This is a genomic window from Mycobacterium sp. 1274761.0, assembly GCF_001668615.1.
Taxonomy (GTDB): Bacteria; Actinomycetota; Actinomycetes; order Mycobacteriales; family Mycobacteriaceae; genus Mycobacterium.
The window spans coordinates 1-22,818 of the sequence record NZ_LZMC01000046.1 but is presented as its reverse complement, the minus strand read 5'-3'; the positions used below and the strand labels follow the sequence as shown (position 1 = coordinate 22,818).

The following is a 22,818-nucleotide window of genomic DNA, read 5'->3' as shown; positions in this document are numbered from 1 at the left end:
CCCGGCCGCGGTCCTCGCCATCGGCGGCCTGGCGGTGACGCTGACGGGCAACAGCGGCGTGCTGGGGCCGGTCACCGTGATGGTCGTCGGCTCGACAGATGTGGGCGGCGGGCCCGACGTCGGCTCTAAAGAGAACGTCGTGCTGGTTTCGGTGACCGGCCCCAGCACGCCGCTGTTGCCCGTCAGCGTCACCGCCAGGCCGCCGATGGCGAGGACCGCGGCCGCCGCGGCGATCCCGAACAGCAGGGTCGGCCGCTTGTACCACGGCAGCGGAGCTGGTTCGGATTCGTAAGGCGGTTCCTCGCCGGGAGCGAACGCCATCGGCGGCCGGGGGCCCGTGGGGCCGGTGTAGGCGTCGGCCGCGTAGTCGGCCCCTGTGTAGGGCACCGGCTCCTCACCGGCCGCGTCATCCTGCGACCACGCCAAGGCGCGGAACGTCGCCGACGGCGAACCGTCGGCCGCCGACTCGCTTGCAGCCAGCCCGGCCGCTCCGGCCGCCCAGGCGGCGGGGGCGATTCCGGTGGCGTCGGCCGCGGCGGATAGACCGGTCGGGGCGTCGGCGTCGAGGACCTGGTCGGCCAGCAGCGCCGCGCCCGCCGCCACATTGAGCTGCGAATGCGGGGTGGTGATGACCGGGACGCGGAACTCTTCCGACAGCCGCTGTGTGACCAACGGAATGCCTGCGCCACCGCCGACGGTCGCCACTGCAGCGAGGTCGGCGGCCTGGATGTTGTTGCGCTCCAACGTCTCTCGAACGGCAGCGAGCAGGCCGGCGAGCGGCGCGGCGATCAGGCTCTCGAGCTCGGTGCGCGTCAGCCGGACATCGGAGCGGAAGCCCGGCAGATCGACCGGCACCACGGTCGCGGTGTCCGACGAGAGGCGCTCCTTGGCCAGTCTGCTGTCGTCGCGCAGCCGCGCCAGCGAGCCGACTGCCGCGGTGCCCGCCGGGTCGGCGTCGTCGGCCGCGGCCACGCCGGCCAGAACATGGTTGAGCACCGCCTGGTCGACGTGGTGGCCGGAGAACTCGGCGTAGCGCACGGTGTCGCCGATCGGCGCCGGGGTCGCGTTGGCGTCGGCGAGCGTGATGCTGGTGCCACTGCCGCCGAGGTCGAGCAGCGCCACGACACCCGCGGGCAATCCCGGTGCGGACTGCAGAGCCGACAGTGCGGCCACCGAGTCCGGTATCAAGGTGGCAGGCACGCCGCCCGGGGCCAGGTTCGGCTTGGTGCGCAGGGCTCCGCGCAGTGCCCCCAGCGCGGCCGGTCCCCAGTGCGCGGGCACCGCGATGGCGACGGGCGCCCCGCCGTCCACAGTGCGGGCCATGGCATCGAGGGCGTCGGCGAGCACGGCTTCGCCGCGGTGCGAACTGCCGTCCGCAGCGACCAGAGGCACCGGGTCGCCGACGCGTTCCACGAAACCGGTCAGCGCAACACCGGGCTGGTTGAGCGCGGGATTCTCTGCGGGCACACCGACCTCGGGCACGCGATCGGGGAACAGTGTCAGCACCGCACGGCGGATCACGGGCGGCCGACCGACGCGCGCGGCCACAAGGTTCGTCGCTCCGATGGACAACCCGAGAGAATCGCTCATGCACCTCTCCTGTTCTCGGCCGCCCATCACGATAGCGGCCCCACCCGCCCACATGGGTCAATCCCCCTAATGCCGCCCAGCCCCTAACGGCGAGTCCCCTAACGGGATGGGTGCGGTGGAGGGTTCGGCACCGATCCCCGCCGCGGTGCTGGTGCATAGCATCGAGCTAACCGATGGGCGTAGGCCCGACGAATGCCCAGGGGGAAGAAGATGTGTCATGGCTAATCCGCTACTCGACTTTGTCATGTCGTTGGTGCGGGACCCCGACGCCGCCGCGCAGTATGCCGCCGACCCGGCCGGGGCCATCCACGCCGCCAACCTGACCGATGTGACCAGCGCAGACGTCAATGCGCTCATCCCGGTCGTCTCGGAGTCGCTGTCGATGGGGGCGCCGACGGTGGGCGCCGACTCGCTGATCGGCGATGCCGGCGGCAATGTATGGAACAGCGGCGCGGCGACCGCGGCGTTCGACGCCTTCGATGCGTTCGATGACCACCTGTCCGTCCCGACGATCGACGACGGAGGCGGCGTCGCAGCGAACGTGATCGATCAGCCCGCCGACTCGCTGCACGCCGGTATCCCCGATATTGATGCCGTACACGACGCGGGAGTTCCGGATGTGGTGTCCATCGACGACCCGTCCGCCCACGTCAGCGACGGAATCATTGACGACGCGCCGCTCGTTGGCGACGCCGCCGACACCCACTGGCAGTCGCTTGTCGACGATGCCCAGCAGGATGCCCAGCACCACCTGGACGCCGGCGACACCGGTTTCGACATCTTCGACTGAGTTCCCAGACCACACCTCGGCGACGGCGCGGCCAAAGTGGCCGCGCCGTTTTCGTCTGTAAAATACGTCATGACCTGGTCGGATACCCGCCCCCGTACGTCCCCCTAATCCCCTAATGGGGGCTATCCCCGAATCCCTGAGCGGTGCCCCGTAGGGAGGGGTGTCGCCCCCGTTTCCGCGGGGTGGCCGCGTCCATACCGTTGTCTCCAGATCGCCGGACAACCCGGTGACGACCGCAACGCAACCCATACCGAAAGGCACTTCCGATGACGAACCCCATCTCTCTTCTCTTCGACTGGCTGCTCGGCCTGACCCGCCCCGGCGCCGATCCCTCCGACGTGCGCGCCTTCGTGAACAACCCGACGCAGGCCGCCTCGCAGGCGATGGGCACCGCGGTCACGCAGGCGCAGCTGACCCAGGCCGCTTCGGCGGTGGTGGCTCCGGCCGCTCTTTACGGATTCGACAACCCGATTCAGGCGCTGCAGCACACGGTCGCCGACAACAGCGGCCTGACCTTCGCGCCGCAGCGGGTGTTCGCTCCCGAGACCGACTTCGCGAGCCACAACGACACCGAGTTCGCCAGCCACAACGACATCGGGAGCCCGCGGGCCGGCGAGGACGTTCAGCAGGGCGTCGGCAACTTCGATCTGGACTTCGACTTCAGCCGTGACATCAACGCCTCCAATGGCGCCGTGGTCAACACCGGCAAAGCCGGCAACATCGACACGACCAGCGTGCATGGCGACGGCAACATTGTCGGCGACCACAACGGCGGGGCCAACACCGGCGACGTGTATGCCGGGCAGGGCTCCAATGTGCAGGCCGGTGGCAAGGACAACCACCTGCACGACAGCAGCCACGACGTCAACACCACCGCGGGCGGCGACGTCGCCACCAACACCGGCAGCGGCCAGAACACCCAGGTCGGCGACATCGACACCAGCGGTGGCGGCGCGGTGGGCGGCAATGCCGGCGGCCACGGCGGGGGGCTGATCGATGTCGGCGGCCACGGCGGCGGCGGCGGTGCGGCTGCCGGTGGTTCCGGCGGCGGCGTGATCATCGCGCCAACGCAGAACACCAACAGCAACAACCAGGCCAACAGCAACAACAACAACCAGTCGGCCGGCCACGACGTCAACAACGTCGATGCACCGCACTCGATCGCCCCGGTTGTCGTCGGCAACGAGCACAACGAGACCGCGCTCGGCGGCGACGTCACCCACGTCGACCACGTCAACGGTCCCGTCGACGCCAGCCACGACGACAGCTCGTTGCACAACCACGTCGACACCCACGTCGACAATCACCTGTTCTGACCCGATAACCGCACAGCGCAACTGGCGGGGACCGTTATCCGGTCCCCGCCAGTTGGCACGTCTACCGTGGGGACACCATGACGCAACCGAACGACCCGCGCCAGGTCAAAGTCATCCTCGAGCTGATCGACCACACCAAAAAGATCGCCGAGGCCAATCAGCGCGGGGACTTGGCGCAGCGGCTCGACCGGGCCCGCGTCCGCATCGCCGACCCGCAGATCCGCGTCGTCATCGCAGGACAGCTCAAGCAGGGCAAGAGCCAGCTGCTCAATTCACTGCTCAACGTGCCGGTGGCCCGCGTCGGCGATGACGAGACCACCGTGGTGGCGACCGTGGTGTCCTATTCCGAACAGGTGACAGCTCAGCTGATCGTGGCCGCCCCCGACGGCGGCGAACCGGCCGCGATCCCAATCCCGCCGGCGAACCTGCGCAATGATCTGCGTCGCGCGCCTGAGGCCGGCGGCCGCGAGGTGTTGCGTGCGGAGGTGACCGCGAACAGCCCGCTGCTCAAGCACGGGCTGGCGTTCGTCGACACCCCTGGAGTCGGCGGGCACGGCCAGCCGCACCTGTCGGCGACGCTGGGCCTGCTGCCCGACGCCGACGCGATGCTGATGATCAGCGATACCAGCCAGGAGTTCACCGAGCCGGAGATGACCTTCATCCGGCAGGCCTACGAAATCTGCCCGGTGGCAGCGATTGTCGCGACCAAGACTGATTTGTACCCCCACTGGCGCCAGATCGTCGAGGCCAACCGGGCGCACCTGGAGCGCGCCGGGTTACCCATCCCGTTAATTCCCGCCTCGGCGCTGCTGCGCAGCCATGCGCTGACCCACAGCGACAAGGAACTCAACGAGGAGTCCAATTTCCCGGCCATCATTAAGTTCCTCAGCGAGAAGGTGCTGACCCGAGAGAACGACCGTATCCGCGACCAGGTTCTTGCTGAGATCCGTTCGTCTGCAGAGCATTTGGTGCTCAAGGCGGAATCGGAATTGTCGGCCCTCAACGATCCCGACACCAGGGAGCGGTTGAAGGACGAGCTCGAACGGCGCAAGGACGAGGCACAAGAGGCGCTTCAGCAGACGGCACTGTGGCAGCAGGTCCTCAACGACGGGATCGCCGACCTGACCTCCGATGTCGATCACGATCTGCGCGCCAGATTCCGGGCCATCACCCAGCACACCGAGAAGGTCATCGACACCTGCGACCCGACCAATCATTGGGCCGAGATCGGCACCGAGCTGGAGGAAGCGGTCGCCACGGCCGTCGGCGACAACTTCGTCTGGGCATATCAGCGCGCCGAGGCGCTCGCGGAAGAGGTGGGCCGCACATTCGTCGAGGTCGGCCTGGAAGCGGTGAAGATGCCGCAGATCGATGCCAGGGAAATGGGCGCCGGCTTCGGCGAGCTGAAGTCGTTGGCGCGGCTGGAGGCCAAGCCGATCAAGGCGGGCCACAAGGTGGTCACCGGCATGCGCGGTTCCTACGGCGGGGTGCTGATGTTCGGCATGCTGACCTCTTTCGCCGGGCTGGGCATGTTCAACCCGCTGTCGCTGGGCGCCGGGCTTCTGTTGGGCCGCAAGGCATACAAGGAGGACATGGAGAACCGGATGCTGCGCGTGCGCAGCGAGGCGAAGATGAACGTCCGGCGGTTCATCGACGACGTCGCGTTCGTCGTCGGCAAGGAGTCACGCGACCGGCTCAAAGGCATCCAGCGGCAAATCCGCGACCACTATCGCGGCATCGCCAACCAGGCCACCCGCTCGCTCAACGAATCGCTGCAGGCCACCTTGACCGCGGCGAAACTCGAGGAGAACGAACGCAACAGCAGGGTCGCCGAACTAGAGCGTCAGCTCAACATCCTGGGCCAGGTCACCGACCACGCGAAGCGGCTCGCCACTGCCGCACCGGCTGCTGCCCAGCCGCTGGCGCGGTAGCCCACCCGCGACGCACAGGTCGGGTGAATAAGCTGCTCAGTGACTATGAACACGAGCGATCAGGTGCGCGCAATCCTGGGCGGCACCATTCAGGCGTACCGGGCGGACCCGGCGTACCGCCAGCGCCCCGACGTCCACAACGAGCTGGACAGGATCGGCCGCCGACTCAACCAGCCGATCCGCATCGCGCTCGCCGGAACGCTCAAAGCCGGCAAATCCACATTGGTGAATGCGCTTGTCGGCGAGGACATTGCGCCCACCGACGCCACCGAGGCCACCCGCATCGTGACCTGGTTCCGCAACGGCCCGACCCCGAAGGTCACCGCGAACCACCGCGGCGGCCGACGGTCCAACGTGCCGATCGCCCGCAACGGCGGGCTGACGTTCGACCTGTCCCGGCTGAATCCGGACGACGTGGTCGACCTCGACGTGGAGTGGCCGGCCGCCGAGCTGATCGACACCACGATCATCGACACCCCCGGCACGTCGTCGCTGTCGCGGGATGTCTCTCAGCGGACCCTTCAGCTGCTGGTCCCCGAGGACGGGGTGCCGCGGGTCGACGCGGTGGTTTTTCTGCTGCGCACTCTCAACGCCGCCGACATCGCGCTGCTCAAGCAGATCGGTGAGCTGGTCGGCGGGTCGGCGGGAGCGCTGGGGGTGATCGGGGTGGCGTCGCGGGCCGACGAGATCGGCGCGGGCCGCATCGACGCCATGCTGTCGGCCCGCGACGTGGCCAAGCGCTACACCGCCGAGATGGACAAGACCGGCATCTGCCAGGCCGTGGTGCCGGTGTCGGGGCTGTTGGCGCTGACAGCGCGCACATTGCGGCAGAGCGAATACGTCGCTCTGGAGAAGCTCGCCGCGGTTGATGCCGCCGAGTTGGCCAAGGCCATGCTGTCGGCGGACCGCTTCGTGCGCGAGGACAGTAACCTGCCGGTGGACGCAGCCACCCGCGCGGCGCTGCTGGACCGGTTCGGCATGTTCGGGTTGCGCATCTCGATCGCGGTGCTGCGGGCGGGCATCACCGATTCGATCGGCCTGGCTGACGAACTGCTGGAGCGCAGCGGGCTGGTCGCGCTGCGCGACGTCATCGATCAGCAGTTCGCTCAGCGGTCGGATCTGTTGAAGGCCCACACCGCCCTGCTGTCGCTGCGGCAGTTCGTGCAGAACAATCCGATCTACGCCACGCCGTACATCATCGCCGACATCGATCCGCTGCTCGCCGACACCCACGCCTTCGAGGAGCTGCGCCTGCTGAGCCAATTGCGTTCGCGGGCAACGACATTGAACGACGACGAGATGGCGTCGCTGCGGCGCATCATCGGCGGTTCGGGAACCGATGCGGCCAGCAGGCTGGGCTTGTCACCCGAGAACCTGTCGGACGGGCCGCGCGCGGCGTTCGCAGCTGCGCAGCGGTGGCGCCGCCGCGCCGACCATCCGCTCAACGACCCGTTCACCACGCGGGTCTGCCGCGCGGCGGTGCGCAGCGCCGAGGCGCTCGTCGCCGAATACGCCGCCCAGCGCTAGCCGCCGGAGCCCGGCAGCCCGGGGATCTGCGGAAGCTGCGGGATACGCGGATTGCTCGCGGGCGGTGAGACCGTCACGGTGCTGACGCTGGTGCTGACCGAGGTGCTGACCGACGTGCTGACGCTGGGTTCGGTCGTCGTGGTGGGTGCCTCGGTCGTCGTCTCGGCGTTTGGTGAGGGCGGCGTCGTCGTCTCGGTGACGGTCTCGGTCGGTGCGACCCCCGGTGCCGACGTCGCCGTGGTGGTGGTCGTCGTCGGGCTGGTGGTCGTGGTGTCGGTGCTCTCCGATGAATCCGACAGCAGGTTCACTGACAACCACACGATGGCCGCGATCAACAGCGCGACCAGCGCCCCGAATCCGATCAGAGCCGGGGGCTTGCGATACCAGGGCACCGGCTCTTCTGGTGGAACGCCCGGCTGGTCGTAGCCGCCGTACTCGCCGTAGTTGGCCGCGTAGGCGGTGGGCTCGTCGTCCGAGTAGTAGTTCGGGTCGTCCGGGGGTCCGTTTCTCGCCACGGGGACCGATAGTAGCTGCGCGCGATCAACCGGCCTGCTGCGGCAGCAACGTACGGGTGATGTTGGTGCGCGGCCGGTTCCGTGTGGTGGGCCCGCCGCTGTCGCTCGGCCGGGGGCGGCGCGTGGACGGAGGTGGGCCGGACGGCGGCGATTCGGTTCCGCTGCTGGTGCTGGTGTCTGAGGTGGTCGACGGGGTCAGTGGGGCGTTGATGTCCGTGGTCGACGGCGGCGTGGTGCTGGTGATCGTCGGCGTCGTCGTCGCGGTCGGAGAGCGGGAGGCGGACGTCGAAAACGACGGCTCGACGAAGGTGACCGGCGCGCTGGGCTCGTGGCGGCCGGTCACGTAGATCACGGCGGCGACGACGATCGCGATGACGGCGAGGGCCGCAGCGCTGGCGCCGACCACCGCAGGCGTCGAGTTGTGCCACGGGCCCGGCGGCTCGTCGTCAGGATCGGACCGAGTCACGGCCACCGATATTAGACCCGGGACCTGCGGTAACGCCTGGTCAGCGGAGCTGGGGAACGACCTCGGAGGCGACCAGCTCGAGGTGGTCGAGGTCGGACATGTCGAGAAGCTGCAGGTAGGCCCGTTGCACGCCGGCGTCGGCGAACGGGCCCAGCTTGTCGACGATTTCGGCAGGTGTGCCGACCAGCGGCGAATTGCCGCGCAACTCGTCGACCTCGCGGTTGATAGCGGCCGCGCGGGCGGCCACTTGGGCGTCGTCGCGGCCCGCACATACCACGAACGCCGCTGAGTAGGTCATCGAGTCGGGCATCCGCCCGGCATCGGACACGGCCGCGCGGACGCGGTCATAGGTCTTTGTGAGGGCGTCCAGGCGCAAAAACGGCGCATTGAATTCGGAGGCGAATTTTGCAGCGAGTGCCGGGGTGCGCTTGGGGCCCTCACCGCCGACGACGATCGGCGGATGCGGCCGCTGCACGGGCTTGGGCAGCGCCGGTGAATCGGTGACCGACAGGTGCGTGCCGGTGAAGTCGAACGTCTCACCCTCGGGTGTGGTCCACAGGCCGGTGATGATGTCCAGCTGCTCGGCCAGGCGATCAAACCGCTCACCCAGTGGCGGGAAGGGGATTGCGTACGCCTTATGTTCGGCCTCGAACCAGCCCGCGCCCAGCCCCAGTTCGACGCGGCCGCCGCTCATCTCGTCGACCTGGGCGACGGAGATGGCCAGCGGCCCCGGGTGGCGGAAGGTGGCCGACGTGACCATGGTGCCCAGCCGGATCGTCGTCGTCTCACGTGCGATGCCCGCCAACGTCACCCACGAATCTGTGGGTCCTGGCAGGCCGTCGCCACTCATGGCGAGGTAGTGATCGGACCGGAAGAACGCCGAATAACCCAGTGCCTCAGCGGCTTTGGCGACGGCGAGTTGGTCGGCGTAACTGGCGCCCTGCTGGGGCTCGACGAATACGCGGAAATCCACGGTGCCAGCCTAGCTAGCAGGCTGGTCAGAAAGCCTGGACCCGCTCGATGCTGACGAACATGCCGTGCTTGGTGGCTTGGTTGGTGAAGCGGGTGCCGTCTTTGGTGGCCTCGATTGTCCAGCCGACCGCGCTGTAGGTGCGGTAGTCGATGGTGTGCACCGGGATGTCGCCGAGGTTGCCGACGACCCATTCCAGCGTTCCGTCGGCGGTCAGTCGCACCCCGTTTGCGGGGATGCCGTTCTGCACCGGCGCCTGCGCGAACTGTGCTTCGCAGTCCACTTCCTGTTGATTGAGCTGGCAGCGGGTCTGGCCGGATTTGGTCTGGATGAAGACCCAGCCCGAGTCGTCCGGCGGAAGCACCTGCCCGCCGGGCTGCGGCGTGGGCAGCGACGTCGTGGGCGTCGGGGTGGGGTGGCTGGGCTGGCTTGTCGAGGGCCGGCGCGTCGGGAAGCTCGGCTCGGCCGGCTCGGCCGACGGCGTCACGGGCCTGCCCTGGATGTTGGAGCCACATCCCGCGAGGAGCACGCTCGCCGCGAGTACACCTGCCACCAGCCGTCGCGGGGTCATCGCGAACAGGCTACGAGTTGCCGGCCCAATGCCTGCGGTGACGCGCCTGGAGCCGCCATCGAATTCTGCGCGAGGGTCGTTTATCGGCGGGTTTGGCAGCCCTGCGGCAGGACTCGGCGAGACGGGCGGACAGTTTTTCGGCGGCCGCGGGAACAATCGGGACGCATCCGCCGTTGAGCCAATCGACAAGTTGAGTGAATCGGACTCAAGTCTGGCTTGACACGAGAGCGTCGGCGGTAGCAGGCTTGAGCCCGGTCCACTCAGTTTAAGAGAGTGCTCGCACTCGAGACCCTACAAAAGCTATTTCAGGAGGATCACCATGGCTCGTGCGGTCGGTATCGACCTCGGGACCACCAACTCCGTCGTTGCGGTTCTGGAGGGTGGCGACCCCGTCGTCGTCGCCAACTCCGAGGGCTCCCGCACCACCCCGTCAGTCGTCGCGTTCGCACGCAACGGCGAGGTGCTCGTGGGCCAGCCTGCCAAGAACCAGGCGGTGACCAACGTCGACCGGACCATCCGTTCGGTCAAGCGGCACATGGGCAGCGACTGGTCCATCGAGATCGATGGCAAGAAGTACACCGCCCAGGAGATCAGCGCCCGCATCCTGCAGAAATTGAAGCGTGACGCGGAAAGCTATCTCGGCGAGGACATCACCGACGCGGTGATCACCGTCCCCGCCTACTTCAACGACGCCCAGCGTCAGGCCACCAAGGAAGCCGGCCAGATCGCCGGCCTCAACGTGCTGCGCATCGTCAACGAGCCGACCGCGGCCGCGCTGGCCTACGGACTGGACAAGGGCGAGAAGGAGCAGACCATCCTGGTGTTCGACCTCGGCGGCGGCACCTTCGACGTTTCGCTGCTGGAAATCGGCGAGGGCGTCGTGGAGGTCCGCGCCACCTCGGGTGACAACCACCTCGGTGGCGACGACTGGGACGACCGGATCGTCGAGTGGCTGGTCGACAAGTTCAAGGGCACCAGCGGCATCGACTTGACCAAGGACAAGATGGCCATGCAGCGGCTCCGCGAAGCCGCCGAGAAGGCCAAGATCGAGCTTTCCAGCTCGCAGAGCACCTCGATCAACCTGCCCTACATCACTGTCGACGCGGACAAGAATCCGCTGTTCCTCGACGAGCAGCTGACCCGCGCCGAGTTCCAGCGGATCACCCAGGATCTGCTCGACCGCACGCGCGCGCCGTTCAAGTCGGTGGTCGCCGACGCCGGCATCTCGGTTGCCGACATCGACCACGTGGTGCTGGTGGGTGGCTCCACCCGCATGCCCGCGGTGGCCGAGCTGGTCAAGGAACTGACCGGCGGCAAGGAGCCCAACAAGGGTGTCAACCCCGACGAGGTCGTCGCGGTCGGCGCCGCCTTGCAGGCCGGCGTGCTCAAGGGTGAGGTGAAAGACGTTCTGCTGCTTGACGTCACCCCGCTGAGTCTCGGCATCGAGACCAAGGGCGGCGTGATGACCAAGCTGATCGAGCGCAACACCACGATCCCGACCAAGCGGTCGGAGACGTTCACCACGGCCGACGACAACCAACCGTCGGTGCAGATCCAGGTGTATCAGGGTGAGCGCGAAATCGCGGCGCACAACAAGCTGCTCGGCAGCTTCGAGCTGACCGGCATCCCGCCGGCCCCGCGCGGCGTGCCGCAGATCGAGGTCACGTTCGACATCGACGCCAACGGCATCGTGCACGTCACCGCCAAGGACAAGGGCACCGGCAAGGAGAACACGATCAAGATCCAGGAAGGCTCGGGCCTGTCCAAGGAGGAGATCGACCGGATGATCAAGGACGCCGAGGCGCACGCCGAGGAGGACCGCAAGCGTCGCGAGGAAGCCGACGTCCGCAACCAGGCGGAGTCGCTGGTCTACCAGACGGAGAAGTTCGTCAAGGATCAGCGCGAAGCCGAGGGGGGTTCGAAGGTTCCCGAGGACACGTTGACCAAGGTCGACTCCGCCATCGCCGATGCCAAGTCGGCGCTGGCCGGAACCGACATCTCTGCGATCAAGTCCGCGATGGAGAAGCTGGGCCAGGAGTCTCAGGCTCTCGGCCAGGCCATCTACGAGGCCACCCAGGCTGAGCAGGGGGCCGGCGGCGGTGCTGCCGATGCCGGTTCGTCCTCGCAGGACGATGTGGTGGATGCCGAGGTCGTGGAAGACGATAGCCCTAACAGCGGGGAGAACAAGTGACCGAGAACGATCCGCACGAGCCGGTGACGGTCACCGACAAACGGCGTGTCGATCCCGAAACCGGCGAAGTACGCCAACATGCTTCCGGGCCGGCCCCCAGTGGGCCGGCGCCGGCGGCCGAAAACACACCAGAGGAAGCCGGCAAGGCTGCCGAACTGCTCGCCGATCTCCAGCGGGTGCAGGCCGACTTTGCCAACTACCGCAAGCGGGCGCTGCGCGACCAGCAGGTCGCGGCCGACCGGGCCAAGTCCTCGGTGATCGTGCAGTTGCTGCCAGTGCTCGACGATCTCGACCGCGCCCGCAGCCACGGCGACCTCGACTCGGGTCCGCTCAAAGCCGTCGCCGACAAGCTGGTGTCAGCGCTTGAGGGACTGGGTCTTTCAGGGTTCGGCGCCGAGGGTGACGAGTTCGACCCGGCGCTGCACGAAGCGGTCCAGCACGAGGGCGAGGGCACCCATCCCGTCGTCGGCACCGTGATGCGGCGCGGCTACAAGGTGGGCGATCAGGTGGTGCGCCATGCCCTGGTCGGCGTGGTGGACACCGTGCCTGAGGCCGATGCGGCTGACACCGCTGACCACACCGCCGAGAACGCCGACGCCGCGACCGGCGAGGCCGCAGAATAAACCCAAGATCACACACAGAGAGACGAAGAGGTAAGGAGGTGACGCGGCATGGCCCAGCGTGAATGGGTTGAAAAGGACTTCTACTCCGAGCTCGGCGTCTCCTCTGATGCCAGCGCCGACGAGATCAAGCGGGCAGCCCGCAAGATCCTCGCCGAGAACCATCCCGACCGCAATCCCGGCAACCAGGCGGCCGAAGATCGCTACAAGGCGGCGTCCGAAGCCAAGGAAGTGCTGACCGATCCGGCCAAACGGAAGGAATACGACGAAACCAGAAGGCTTTTCGCCAATGGCGGTTTCGGTCGCGGCCGGTACGGCAACTTCGGCCGCGGCAGCGGCAACTTCGGCGGATTCGGTGGCTATGGTTCCGATGGCGTCGAGTTCAATCTGAACGACCTGTTCGACGCCGCCGGCCAAACCGGCGGTGCGAACATCGGCGATCTGTTCGGCGGGCTGTTCGGCCGGGGCGCACAGCAGCCTCGCCCGAGCAGGCCGCGGCGCGGCAATGATCTGGAGACCGAAACCGAACTGTCGTTCATGGAGGCCACCAGGGGCGTCGCCATGCCGCTGCGGCTGACCAGCCCGGCGCCGTGCACGAATTGTCATGGCAGCGGGGCGCGTCCGGGTACCAGCCCGAAGGTGTGCCCGACCTGTAACGGCGCCGGCGTCGTGAACAGTAACCAGGGCGCGTTCGGCTTCTCCGAACCGTGCACGGAGTGCCGGGGCAGCGGCTCGATCATCGAGCACCCGTGCGACGAGTGCAAAGGCACCGGCGTCACGACCCGGACCCGCACCATCAACGTGCGGATCCCGCCCGGTGTCGAGGACGGCCAGCGGATCCGGCTGCCCGGACAAGGCGAGGCCGGCCTGCGTGGCGCACCGTCGGGTGACCTCTATGTGACGGTTCATGTGAAGGCGGACAAGGTGTTCGGCCGCGACGGCGACGACCTCACCGTCACGGTCCCCGTCAGCTTCAGCGAACTTGCCCTTGGCACCACCCTTTCGGTGCCGACACTGGAAGGCAAGGTCGGTGTGCGCGTGCCCAAAGGCACATCGGACGGCCGCATCCTGCGCGTGCGCGGCCGAGGTGTGCCCAAGCGCTCCGGCGGCCACGGCGACCTGTTGGTCACCGTGAAGGTCGCGGTGCCGCCCAAACTCGAGGGTGAGGCGGCCGAAGCGCTCGAGGCATACGCAAAAGCCGAGCGGGCCAGTGGGTTTGACCCACGGGCAGGGTGGGCAGGTGCGTAATGGCCAAGCGGTCCGAAGACAGGGAATCGGCTAGGACGTTTCTGATCTCGGTGGCCGCCGAGCTGGCGGGCATGCACGCCCAGACGCTGCGGACGTACGACCGGCTCGGGCTGGTCAGTCCGCGGCGCAGCTCCGGCGGCGGTCGCCGCTACTCCCAGCGCGACGTGGAGCTGTTGCGCGAGGTACAGCGGCTGTCACAGGACGAGGGCGTCAACCTCGCCGGCATCAAGCGGATCATCGAGCTGACAAATCAGGTCGAGGCGCTACAGTCCCGGCTTTCCGAGATGGCCGAGGAGCTGGAACAGTTGCGCGCCAAGCGAAGTCGTGACCTGGCCGTCGTGCCGAAGAGCACGGCACTCGTCGTGTGGCAACCCGGAGCCGCTCGGCGGCGACAGCGAGCCGAGTAGCTAAGAAGCGGTCACAGTGACGGAGAAGCGCGCCGTCTCGGGCGTGCCTGCGGCGGCCCAGCGGTAGTCACCACGGCGCAGCGCGTCTGTCGGCGCGGTCATCGGCTCGATGGCGATCAAGTCTTCCTTGCGCGGAGCGAACAACTGCGCTGCGAGATAGCCCTTTTCGAACCTGACCTCGATGCGTCGGCGTCTTGCTTCCAGCGCGAAAAGCGCGCCCTCGGGCACCTGATCGAAGCCGTCGTCGTAGGTGGCGGCTTTCAGCGGTCCGCTGACCGCTCTCCACTCCTCGGTCGCGCCGGTAGGGATGCCGCGATCATCCACCGGCAGCCGCCGCATTGCCGGCGTCGTCAACACCCACTCTTCGCGTGGCACACCGGGAATCGCGAAATACGGGTGATAGCCGAAACACAGCGGCACGGACGTGGCCGTGGTCGGAACTACCCTCGTCTCCACGGTGAGGGTGCGGTCGGCCAGCGTGATCTGCTGGGCCAGCACGTGGGGGAAGGGGAACGCTGCCAGCAGGCGCGGACTGCTGGCGTAGTCGAGCACCGCCGTCAGCGAGTTGGCCGATCTTTCGGTGACCAGCCACCCCGAATACGCCGCGAGCACACCGTGAATGGGAAGCCCGTGTTCGTCGGCGCGCACGCCGCCGGCGCCCACGCTCAACGACACCTGCCCGCCGTCGACCCGATATGTGGTGTCGCTCAACCGATTAGCCCACGGATAGAGCAGCGGAATTCCCATAGTCTTTCCGCTCTTGATGTAGGCGTCCAGACCGCGACGCTGGCCCAGGAACTCCACGCCGTCGTCGGCGAGCGAGGTGCAGATCATCCCGGCCGACGGCACGTACGTCGCCGTCAGCGCCGACGCCGGATCACGCAGCGTTACGGACTCGAATTCCGGCATGGACGCGATCCTGCCACGCGGATCAGTCGTAGACGATCACGGCTCGGCCCACGAAATCGCCGCGGGCCAATGCGTCGATATGGTCGTTGACGCCCTCGAAGCGCACCTCGGTCACCGAGTCCTTGATCTTGCCCGCTTCGGCCAGCGCGATGACTTCGGTGAGGTCGTTGAAATTGCCCCAGAACGAGCCGAAGAAAGAGAACTCCCTGCCGACGAAGGGAAACAGCGGCACATCGATGCGGTTGCCGACCAGCCCGACGGATGCGACAGCCCCTTCGGTGGCCAGCAGAGCGAATGCCAACCGCACCGAATCCTCGGCGCCGACACACTCGATGACGGCGTCGACCTCACGCCTGCCGGTGGCCTCCTCGAGCGCATCGCGGACCTGGTCGTCGGACTTGCCGCGGGTGTTGATGGTGTGGTCGGCGCCGTTCTCGTTTGCCAGCGCCAGCTTTTCGTCACTGCGGGCGAACGCGACCACGGTTGCGCCCGCCCCGAGAAGCTTGGCGTACTGCACCGCATACGCGCCGAGGCCGCCGACACCCATGACGGCCAGCGTCGCGCCGGGTTGCAGAACACCCGCGGCCCGCAGTTTCTTCAGTCCGCGATACGGCGTCAGGCCCGCGTCGGTCAGCGGCGCCAACGCCACCGGCGACAGCGCCTTGCTTACCTTGATCGCCTGCCGGTAGTCGATCGGGACGTATTCCTGGTATCCGCCGTGCGGCCCGAAGCCGATCCAGTGGCCCTGGTTGCAGATCTGTTCGTTGCCGCCGTGACATTGACGGCAGGTTCCGTCGCCGTGCGGGCCGAACACGGCGACCGGATCGCCTTCGGCCAGACCCGCGGCGGCAGGCACCTCCGAGCCGACCGCGGCGATGGTGCCCGCGACCTCGTGTCCGGGTGTTACCGGAAACTCCAACGGCAGGTTGGCCTCGAAGTAGCCGTCGATGAGCTGAAAATCGGTGCGGCACATACCCGCTCCACCTACCTTGACCAGTACTTCGGTGGGCGCGATGTCGGGGATCCGGATCTCTTCGAGCTTCAACGGTTGCTTGTAGCCGTACATCCGCGCCGCACGCATGGTCGCCATCTGGTCGTCTTCCTGTCAGCCCCCCAAGGGATCATGCTGGATGCGTTCGGATGGCGCACCTTTTCTGATCAGTGCGTCTTTGGTGGCGGTCACCATGTCGGGGCCACCGCAGATGAGAATCTGGCGGTCCCCCCAGTTTCCGTACCGGGTGACGACCTCGGGCAGCCGTCCGGTCTGGCGCACGTGCAGGCCGCGGGGCGGTTGTACGTCGGGATAGTCGGACGCCCAGGGCGGATCCTGCGCGAACTCCGACACCGGCGACACCGACAGCCACGGGTTGTGTGCAGCGATCTGCCACAGCGTGCGCAGGTCGTACAGCTCACAGGGGTACCGCGCGCCGAAAAACAGATGCACGCGCGGGTTTTCGGCCCACTGGGTGAGGTCCATGATGAGTGCGCGCAGGGGCGCGAGCCCGGTGCTGCCCGCGACCATCAACACGTCTTCGCCGCTGCGGTCGATCTGCATGCCGCCGTGCGGGTTCGACAACCTCCACCGGTCGCCGGGTCGGGTTTCGGCGACGATGGCCGGGCTGATCATCCCGCCGGTGACCGATCGGATGTGGAATTCGATGGCGCCGCTGGGGTCGGACGGCATCGCGGGGCTCAGATAGCGCCAGCGACGGGGCCATTGCGGAACCTGCACGGTCACGTACTGACCGGGGTAATAGGGCAGCGGCTGATCCAGTTGCAGACGAACCACCGCGATGTCGCGGGACACCCGGTTGGCCTCGACGACGGTGCCGTCACAGAAGGGCGGGCCCTGCTCGGCGTCGGCGGCGCCGTGCATCACCCCGATGAACAGTTGTAGCGCCGCGCGGGCTGTGTCGTCGAGCTTGTCGTCCCAGTTGTGCTGCAGGTGGCTGCGCAGGGTCGTGTAGAGCGCCTCGTGCATGCTGAAGTAGTGGCTCTGCAGCACACCGTACTTACGGTGATCGCGGCCCAGCTGGGCCAGGAAGGCGACCGGCTCGGAGGCCCGCTGCTCGATGAGTTCGCCGAACAGCCAGGTCAGCGCGTGGCTGAAGACCTTGTACTGGCCGTCAAGGTCGGGCGGAAAGAGGTCGCGCACCGCGATGTCGATGGCGAACCACTTGGCGTAGAGCTGCCGGATCACGTCCTGCCCGCCCAGGCATGGATCGACCGCGTCGCGCAGCATCCGCAGCCCGTCGCGGTCGTCGAGTCCCACGCCGCCCGAGTTTAGGTATCGGCCGCCTCCCGGCGCACCCGGCTGGTCCGCACAGCGGCGGTGATGGTCAGCCCGGCGCCGAGGATGGCCCACACGGTGAGCACGACAATCGCCGTCGTGGCACCCGCACCGTCGAAGAACGCCGTCGAGCGCAGCAGCGTGGCGTTGGCGCCCTGCGGCAGCCACTGCCCCAGCGCACCCCATCCGCTGGGGAGCAGCTCGGGTGCGCTTGCCAAACCGGATAGCGGGTTGCCGACCAGCAGGGCGAGCACGGCGCCGATCGCCAACCCGATCCGACCGAACAGCGAACCAAGGCCCAGCATGGTCAGCCCGGCGGCCAGTATCCCCAGCGTCAGCCCACCGGCCACCCCCCAGAAGTTCGCGTCGATCGAGCCGAGCACATACCGCAGCAGCGCCGCGATGGTCCAGCCCGCCGCTGCGGCGGACACCACGCAGGCCGCAAGGCGCGTCCACACCTCACGGCGCAGCACGAGCACCAGCGCGACGGCGGGCAGCACACCGGCCAGGGTGATGGGCAGCGCCGACGCCGCCAGGCCGGCACCGCGCGGATCGTCGGCGGTCAGCGGGGCCAGGTCGTCGGTCCGCAGCGCGACCCCGGCGTGCTGGGCGACGCCGGTGCCGACCTGGGTCAACAGCTGGGCGACGGTCGGGCTGGCACCGGTGGCGACCAGCAGGGCGGGTCCGTCTTGGCCCAACGAGATGCCGCCGTAGACCTCGCGGTTGCGGATCGCCTCTCGCAACGCGGCCTCACCCGGGTAGTAGGTGACCGCGAATGCGCCAGGCGCGCGCTGTTCGAGCATGTCGGCGATCTGGCCGCTGGCCGCCTGCGGGCCCGCCGCGCCGATCGGCACATCGTGCGGCTTGGAGCGGGCAGCGGGCAGCGCGAAGGCGAGCGCGACGATCGCGACGACCGTGATCAGTGCCGCCAGGATGCCGGTGGCGCGCAGTGCGGCGGGCGGTTCGTGCGCTGCAGCGGCGTGGTGAGTGTGTTGGGGGAGCGACTGCGTTGTCATTGCCCACTCTTTTCATCCGATGTTGAATTCTGTTCGTTGGTGAGCGTAACCCGGTGGCCGTAATATTTCAACAGATACTGAAATGTTAGGCTTTCAAGATGGCTCCACCAGCGCAGACGGGCCGGCGCCGCGGTAGGCGGCAGGGTGAGCCGGTGTCCCGCGATGCGGTGCTGCGGGCTGCCAAGCGGCGGTTCGCCACCGAGGGCTACGAGAAGACCACGCTGCGCGCGATCGCCGACGACGCGAACGTCGACCCGTCGATGGTGTTGTATCTCTTCGGGTCGAAGGCCGAACTCTTTCGGGAGTCGCTGCGGCTGATCGTCGATCCCGATGCGCTGGTTGCGGCGGTGGCCGAGGGCGACGACGACATCGGCACCCGGATGTTGCGCACGTACCTCGCGGTGTGGGAGGACGCCGATACCGCCGCCAGCATGGTGGCGATGCTGCAGTCGGCCACGTCGAACTCCGACGCGCACGAGGCGTTCCGCGCATTCATGCAGAACTATGTGCTGACCGCTGTGTCGGGTGCGCTCGGCGGCGGGGAGCAGGCGAGGCTGCGGGCGATGCTGGCCGCCACCAACCTCGTCGGGACAGCGATGCTGCGCTACGTCATGCGGATTCCGCCGCTCGCCAGCCTGGCGACCGACGACGTCGTCGCGCTGGTCGCTCCGTCGGTGACCCGGTATCTGACAGCCCCGGCCGACGAACTCGGGCTGCCGACGCTATAGCCCGTGAATTCCCTTGTACAGGACCAACAGTCCGAGGACGACGAGGATGGCCGCGACGAGCGTGGCGTGCTGTCGCTCCATCCAATCCCGCAGGCGTGCCAACGGCTCGTCGAGCCGATCACTGAAGATGACGTAGGCCAGGATCGGTAGCGCGACCGTCGACGCGGCGACGGTGACGAAGCAGACGATGGCAAGCCACACGCGGACGCCGTCGAGGCCTTCCGAGCCGATCGCCAAACCGGCTGCGGCGCAAATGAATAGCACCTTGGGGTTGGCGGCGGTCAACGCCGCCCCGGTCACCACCGCGCGGAGCGGGGTCAGCTTGCCGACGCTGCGCAGCCAGCCGGGGGTGTGGCCGGAGCGGTTACGGGTGAGCCATCGGTAGATGCCGAAGACGATCAACAGCGCACCGATCACGATGCGCGCCCACGACGCCCAACTCGGTGGCTTGTCCCGCAACCCGCCCGCCAAGCCAGAAAGCGCCAGGAAGAGCGCGGTCAATGAGGCGAGCCCGACGAGCCAACCTGCCAGAAAGCCCAGGCTTGTCGGTCGCGGGCGCGCCGTATGCAGCACCAGGACCGCAGGGATGACCGACAGCGGCGACAGCGCGATCACCAGCGCCAGCGGAACGAGGTCGGTCAGCACCTGTGGAAGGTAGCAAATTTGCTACCCACGTCAGTTTCCCTCGGTAGTGTTTTGCTGAGTTTCGTATCCACATCCTGAAATGAGGGGCGCTATGCAGCGTCTTCGGGTCCACTCGGTCGTTCTTGTCGCGCTCGCCCTCATCGTCTCGCTGGTCGCGGTGGCGACCGCGTGCAGCAAGGAGCGGACCGCACCCGCGCCGCAGGCCGGCGTCAACGCGGGACCCGACGGGCATCCCGCGCCGTTCAGAGAACCCGTGCGGCTATCGAGTAAGAACGGCGTCCTCGAAGTCCGGCTCTCGGCTCACCAATCCACCGTCGCCCTCGATACCGTCACCCAATCCGTGACCAACTTCCTGACGTATGGCTACGACCTCGTCAAGGGCACCAGCTCGAACGGATCAGCCAAGGGCGACAACCTGTATCCGGGTCCGACACTGCGGGTCGATCCCGGCGAGAAACTGATCGTGCACTACGACAACGACCTTCAGGGCCTGACCATCCAGGACTACTACGACCCCGCCTTCACCCCGAACGGCGGCGGGGTGCCCGTCTACCCGCCGCAGCTCACTGAGTCGCCGCTGAACCTGCACACCCACGGCCTGCACGTCAGCCCGGCGGGTAATGCCGACAACGTCTTGCTGTCGATCCCGGCGGGCCTGGGCAACACATACACATACGACGTGCCGTCGACGATGCCCAACGGCCTGTACTGGTACCACAGCCACCGGCACACGATGACCGCGCAGCAGACCTATTTCGGCCTTGCCGGACTGCTCGAGATCGGACGCCCCGACGGTAATTTGCCGCTGGTCACCAAGAACCATATTCCGGTGCGGGACATGGCGATTCAATATAACTACGTTTTCGACCGCAAGGGCCGGGGACACCAGCTGAACAACTACAGCTGGCCGCAGTTCGTCAGCACGCTCAAGCCGCCGGATGGTGCGCAACTGGCCGACGGGACCTATCAGCCGAGCCTGGCACCGGTGAACATCGCCGACACCACGATGGGAGCCAAATACATCACGCCCTGGTACCAGGGTCCGTTGTCGCCGCACAACAACCGCGGGCAGACGCAGTTCATGCCGTCGAACCTGATCGGCTTCGACAGCCCGACCGAGAAGATCCGTGAGGACCCGTCTCTGCCGGAAAACGAACGCGATGTCCAGTTCACTGTCAACGGCCAGTTCCAGCCCGAGCTGAAGATCAAGCCCGGCCAGACGGAAGTCTGGGTCGTCGCCAACATCAGCGACATCGCCTACATGACGGTCAGATTGACCGAGACCGCCACAGGCAACCACCCGAAGTTCTCGATCGTCGGCCAGGACGGCAACCCGTACCTTCAGGTCGGCAGGCCCGTCTATGGCGACGGCACCACGCTCGCCATCCCACCGGCTTCGCGGTACGCGATCGCCGTCACCATGCCCAACGACGGCGACCTGGTGCTTGAGTTCCCGCCCGATCCACGTGCCACGAAGATCGTGAATCCCGGTGTGCTGTACACCAACAACGGCACTAACAATCCGCCCGCTGTGCTCGGCACCTTGACGGTGGATCCGAAGTACATCAGCTACGCCGACGGCTTCTTCGTGTTCCCGACCCAGACGCTGATCCGGGCGACACCGGACACCAGCGGCCAGGGGCAGACAACGGCGTTCGAACCCGGCCAGAACCTCGACGCCTACACGTCATTCGTCGACACCGCCGTGATGACGCCCGCCGTCAAACGAGCTCTGACGATCACCGACACCATCGGCGGCGACAAGGCCAGCAACAACGATCCCAAGGCCGTCATCTACCAATTCGACGACAGCGCATTCCCCAACGTCGCGCTGATCCAGCCGCGGCTGAACTCCGTAGAAGAGTGGCTGATCACCAACCTCAACAACGACGCCCACCCGATGCACGTCCACGTCAACGACTTTCAGGTGATCGCGATCGACGACCCGAACCGGGGCAAGACGGGCGTGCAGCCCTGGGGCGTCGACAACGTCAACGTGCCCGCGCCTATTTTCGACGACCGGCACGTCGTCAGCACGCCGGCAAGCCTGACCGTGCGCCAGGAATTTCTCGAGTTCGCCGGCACCTACGTCATCCACTGCCACCGCCTCAACCATGAAGACAACGGCTTGATGGCACTGATCAACGTGATCCCCGAGATCTCCACCTACGCGGTGGCCATCCCGGGATCCCACGGAAGGCCGGCATCTGTCCAGGTTCGGGATGGCAACGGCGACAGGGTTCTTCAAACGGTATTCCCGTTCCCCGCCTTCGAGGGCACGCCGTCGGTGGCGATGGCCGACGTCAACGGCGACGGGATCCTCGATCTGATCGCCGGAACCGGCAAGGGGGCGGCGCCGGAGGTGGTCGCCTATGACGGCAACAACACCGTCGACGGGGTGTTCAAGACCGAGCTCACCCGCTTCTCACCGTTTGAGGCCGATTTCACCGGTGGTGTGACCGTCGCCGGTACCGACATCGATGGAAACGCGATGGCCGACAACATCATCGTCGGCACCGGACCCGGCAGGGAATCTCAGGTGAAGGTGTTCTCGTCGACGCTGCCGCCTGACAGGGAGAAGGCCCCGGAGGTGTTTTCGACCTTCACCCCATACCCCGGCTCACGATCCGGTGTCCAGCTCGCCACCGGCATGATCGAAGCCGGGTCGGGCAGGCAGAGCGTGGTGACCGCACCCGGACCAGGCGAAGCGCCGCTGGTCAAGTCGTTCCGGTGGGACCTGTTCACCCCTACGGCGCGGGCGCAGGCCGAAGGCACTGCTAGGCAACAACATTCGGGCAAGCCGAACGACCCCAAGATGACCGCACAGTTCATGGCGTATGACCAGGCGTACACAGACGGTGTCGCTTTGTCGACGGGGTGGGTGGCAGGTGCCGAAGGCGGCGCGATGAGCATCGTCACGAGCCAACTCGCCGGTGACGGCACTGTGCGCGTCTGGTCCAACGGGTCGAAGCTCGACGGTGAACCCGCCGTCTACCTGGACAACCCTAACCATCACGACGGCAACGCCAGCTATGCCCAGATCGCCTCGTTCGCACCGTTTTCCGGCGCCACGCCCGGCGCGACGGTC

Annotated in this window: 20 protein-coding genes; 11 read left to right on the top strand and 9 right to left on the bottom strand. The window is 67.3% G+C overall.

The features are described 5' to 3' along the window. The coding region (locus A5651_RS08080) for an Hsp70 family protein (protein ID WP_066977977.1) at positions 1-1,590 on the bottom strand (1,590 nt) is incomplete at its 3' end. A gap of 217 nt (positions 1,591-1,807) precedes the next feature. Here A5651_RS08080 and A5651_RS08075 point away from each other — a divergent pair. The 4 genes from A5651_RS08075 to A5651_RS08060 all read left to right on the top strand — a co-directional run bounded on the left by A5651_RS08075 (position 1,808) and on the right by A5651_RS08060 (position 7,154). Further along, entirely contained in the window at positions 1,808-2,380 is a 573-nt protein-coding gene (locus A5651_RS08075; RefSeq protein WP_066977974.1) for an IniB N-terminal domain-containing protein, read from the top strand. Between the two features lie 266 nt (positions 2,381-2,646). Next, entirely contained in the window at positions 2,647-3,696 is a 1,050-nt protein-coding gene (locus tag A5651_RS08070) for a hypothetical protein (protein ID WP_066977971.1), read from the top strand. 77 nt (positions 3,697-3,773) lie between these two features. Next, positions 3,774-5,627, top strand: a complete 1,854-nt coding sequence (locus tag A5651_RS08065; protein ID WP_066977969.1) for a dynamin-like GTPase family protein — start codon at positions 3,774-3,776, stop codon at positions 5,625-5,627. A 45-nt stretch (positions 5,628-5,672) separates the two neighbouring features. Next, positions 5,673-7,154 (top strand): dynamin-like GTPase family protein, encoded by a 1,482-nt coding sequence (locus A5651_RS08060; protein ID WP_066977966.1) that lies wholly within the window; start codon positions 5,673-5,675, stop codon positions 7,152-7,154. On the opposite strand, the gene A5651_RS08055 is transcribed toward A5651_RS08060, so the two are convergent. Then, the gene (locus tag A5651_RS08055; protein ID WP_066977963.1) at positions 7,151-7,669 is read right to left on the bottom strand and encodes a hypothetical protein; all 519 of its coding nucleotides are present in this window, start codon (positions 7,667-7,669) and stop codon (positions 7,151-7,153) included. The genes A5651_RS08060 and A5651_RS08055 overlap by 4 nt on opposite strands. A gap of 59 nt (positions 7,670-7,728) precedes the next feature. Between A5651_RS08055 and A5651_RS25245 the strand changes: the two genes are divergently transcribed. Then, entirely contained in the window at positions 7,729-8,016 is a 288-nt protein-coding gene (locus A5651_RS25245) for a hypothetical protein (RefSeq protein ID WP_066977960.1), read from the top strand. Positions 8,017-8,175: 159 nt separating this feature from the next. Here A5651_RS25245 and A5651_RS08045 read toward each other — a convergent pair whose 3' ends face one another. Next, positions 8,176-9,108: an LLM class F420-dependent oxidoreductase gene (locus A5651_RS08045; RefSeq protein WP_066977957.1), complete on the bottom strand. Its 933-nt coding sequence runs from the start codon at positions 9,106-9,108 to the stop codon at positions 8,176-8,178. Positions 9,109-9,133: 25 nt separating this feature from the next. Continuing rightward, positions 9,134-9,676 carry a hypothetical protein gene (locus A5651_RS08040; RefSeq protein ID WP_066977954.1) on the bottom strand — a complete coding sequence of 181 codons (543 nt, stop codon included), beginning with the start codon at positions 9,674-9,676 and terminating at the stop codon, positions 9,134-9,136. 319 nt (positions 9,677-9,995) lie between these two features. Here A5651_RS08040 and dnaK point away from each other — a divergent pair, with 319 nt between their 5' ends. Genes dnaK through A5651_RS08020 form a run of 4 tightly spaced genes read left to right on the top strand, consistent with a single transcriptional unit; the run spans position 9,996 to position 14,142 of the window. Beyond that, complete coding sequence (dnaK, locus tag A5651_RS08035; protein WP_066977951.1) at positions 9,996-11,867, top strand: molecular chaperone DnaK; 1,872 nt, start codon at positions 9,996-9,998, stop codon at positions 11,865-11,867. Continuing rightward, on the top strand, positions 11,864-12,490 hold the full coding sequence (gene grpE / locus A5651_RS08030) for a nucleotide exchange factor GrpE (RefSeq protein WP_066977948.1): 627 nt from the start codon (positions 11,864-11,866) through the stop codon (positions 12,488-12,490). Before dnaK ends, grpE begins: the two co-directional genes overlap by 4 nt. 48 nt (positions 12,491-12,538) lie before the next feature. Further along, complete coding sequence (gene dnaJ / locus A5651_RS08025) at positions 12,539-13,735, top strand: molecular chaperone DnaJ (RefSeq protein WP_066977946.1); 1,197 nt, start codon at positions 12,539-12,541, stop codon at positions 13,733-13,735. Beyond that, the gene (locus tag A5651_RS08020) at positions 13,735-14,142 is read left to right on the top strand and encodes a heat shock protein transcriptional repressor HspR (RefSeq protein ID WP_066977943.1); all 408 of its coding nucleotides are present in this window, start codon (positions 13,735-13,737) and stop codon (positions 14,140-14,142) included. The genes dnaJ and A5651_RS08020 overlap by 1 nt, the downstream gene beginning before the upstream one ends. Here A5651_RS08020 and A5651_RS08015 read toward each other — a convergent pair whose 3' ends face one another. From A5651_RS08015 to A5651_RS08000, 4 genes are read right to left on the bottom strand one after another with little or no spacing between them, the layout of a single operon-like run. Next, positions 14,143-15,051: an aldose 1-epimerase gene (locus A5651_RS08015; RefSeq protein ID WP_066977941.1), complete on the bottom strand. Its 909-nt coding sequence runs from the start codon at positions 15,049-15,051 to the stop codon at positions 14,143-14,145. A gap of 22 nt (positions 15,052-15,073) precedes the next feature. Continuing rightward, positions 15,074-16,141 (bottom strand): NAD(P)-dependent alcohol dehydrogenase, encoded by a 1,068-nt coding sequence (locus tag A5651_RS08010; RefSeq protein WP_231988614.1) that lies wholly within the window; start codon positions 16,139-16,141, stop codon positions 15,074-15,076. Positions 16,142-16,156: 15 nt separating this feature from the next. Continuing rightward, positions 16,157-17,323, bottom strand: a complete 1,167-nt coding sequence (locus A5651_RS08005) for an FAD-binding oxidoreductase (protein ID WP_066977938.1) — start codon at positions 17,321-17,323, stop codon at positions 16,157-16,159. An 11-nt stretch (positions 17,324-17,334) separates the two neighbouring features. Further along, positions 17,335-18,357 (bottom strand): hypothetical protein, encoded by a 1,023-nt coding sequence (locus A5651_RS08000; RefSeq protein ID WP_066977935.1) that lies wholly within the window; start codon positions 18,355-18,357, stop codon positions 17,335-17,337. A gap of 98 nt (positions 18,358-18,455) precedes the next feature. On the opposite strand from A5651_RS08000, the gene A5651_RS07995 reads away from it, so the two are divergent. Next, positions 18,456-19,085, top strand: a complete 630-nt coding sequence (locus A5651_RS07995) for a TetR family transcriptional regulator (RefSeq protein WP_082943642.1) — start codon at positions 18,456-18,458, stop codon at positions 19,083-19,085. On the opposite strand, the gene A5651_RS07990 is transcribed toward A5651_RS07995, so the two are convergent. Then, positions 19,080-19,730 (bottom strand): GAP family protein, encoded by a 651-nt coding sequence (locus A5651_RS07990; RefSeq protein WP_082943641.1) that lies wholly within the window; start codon positions 19,728-19,730, stop codon positions 19,080-19,082. The two genes, A5651_RS07995 and A5651_RS07990, sit on opposite strands and share 6 nt — an antisense overlap. 91 nt (positions 19,731-19,821) lie before the next feature. Between A5651_RS07990 and A5651_RS07985 the strand changes: the two genes are divergently transcribed. Continuing rightward, positions 19,822-22,818 (top strand): multicopper oxidase domain-containing protein (locus A5651_RS07985; protein WP_066977927.1); only part of this gene is annotated, 2,997 nt, incomplete at its 3' end.

What these genes read in the sequence shown, in the direction of transcription:
- dnaJ (WP_066977946.1), top strand. Translation starts at nt 12,539, where the DNA reads ATGGCCCAGCGTGAATGGGTTGAAAAGGACTTCTACTCCGAGCTCGGC.
- dnaK (WP_066977951.1), top strand. Translation starts at nt 9,996, where the DNA reads ATGGCTCGTGCGGTCGGTATCGACCTCGGGACCACCAACTCCGTCGTT.
- A5651_RS08010 (WP_231988614.1), bottom strand. Translation starts at nt 16,141, where the DNA reads ATGGCGACCATGCGTGCGGCGCGGATGTACGGCTACAAGCAACCGTTG.
- A5651_RS08020 (WP_066977943.1), top strand. Translation starts at nt 13,735, where the DNA reads ATGGCCAAGCGGTCCGAAGACAGGGAATCGGCTAGGACGTTTCTGATC.
- A5651_RS08000 (WP_066977935.1), bottom strand. Translation starts at nt 18,357, where the DNA reads ATGACAACGCAGTCGCTCCCCCAACACACTCACCACGCCGCTGCAGCG.
- A5651_RS08070 (WP_066977971.1), top strand. Translation starts at nt 2,647, where the DNA reads ATGACGAACCCCATCTCTCTTCTCTTCGACTGGCTGCTCGGCCTGACC.
- A5651_RS08075 (WP_066977974.1), top strand. Translation starts at nt 1,808, where the DNA reads ATGGCTAATCCGCTACTCGACTTTGTCATGTCGTTGGTGCGGGACCCC.
- A5651_RS08015 (WP_066977941.1), bottom strand. Translation starts at nt 15,051, where the DNA reads ATGCCGGAATTCGAGTCCGTAACGCTGCGTGATCCGGCGTCGGCGCTG.
- A5651_RS07995 (WP_082943642.1), top strand. Translation starts at nt 18,456, where the DNA reads ATGGCTCCACCAGCGCAGACGGGCCGGCGCCGCGGTAGGCGGCAGGGT.
- A5651_RS08040 (WP_066977954.1), bottom strand. Translation starts at nt 9,676, where the DNA reads ATGACCCCGCGACGGCTGGTGGCAGGTGTACTCGCGGCGAGCGTGCTC.
- A5651_RS08065 (WP_066977969.1), top strand. Translation starts at nt 3,774, where the DNA reads ATGACGCAACCGAACGACCCGCGCCAGGTCAAAGTCATCCTCGAGCTG.
- A5651_RS08060 (WP_066977966.1), top strand. Translation starts at nt 5,673, where the DNA reads ATGAACACGAGCGATCAGGTGCGCGCAATCCTGGGCGGCACCATTCAG.
- A5651_RS25245 (WP_066977960.1), top strand. Translation starts at nt 7,729, where the DNA reads ATGTTGGTGCGCGGCCGGTTCCGTGTGGTGGGCCCGCCGCTGTCGCTC.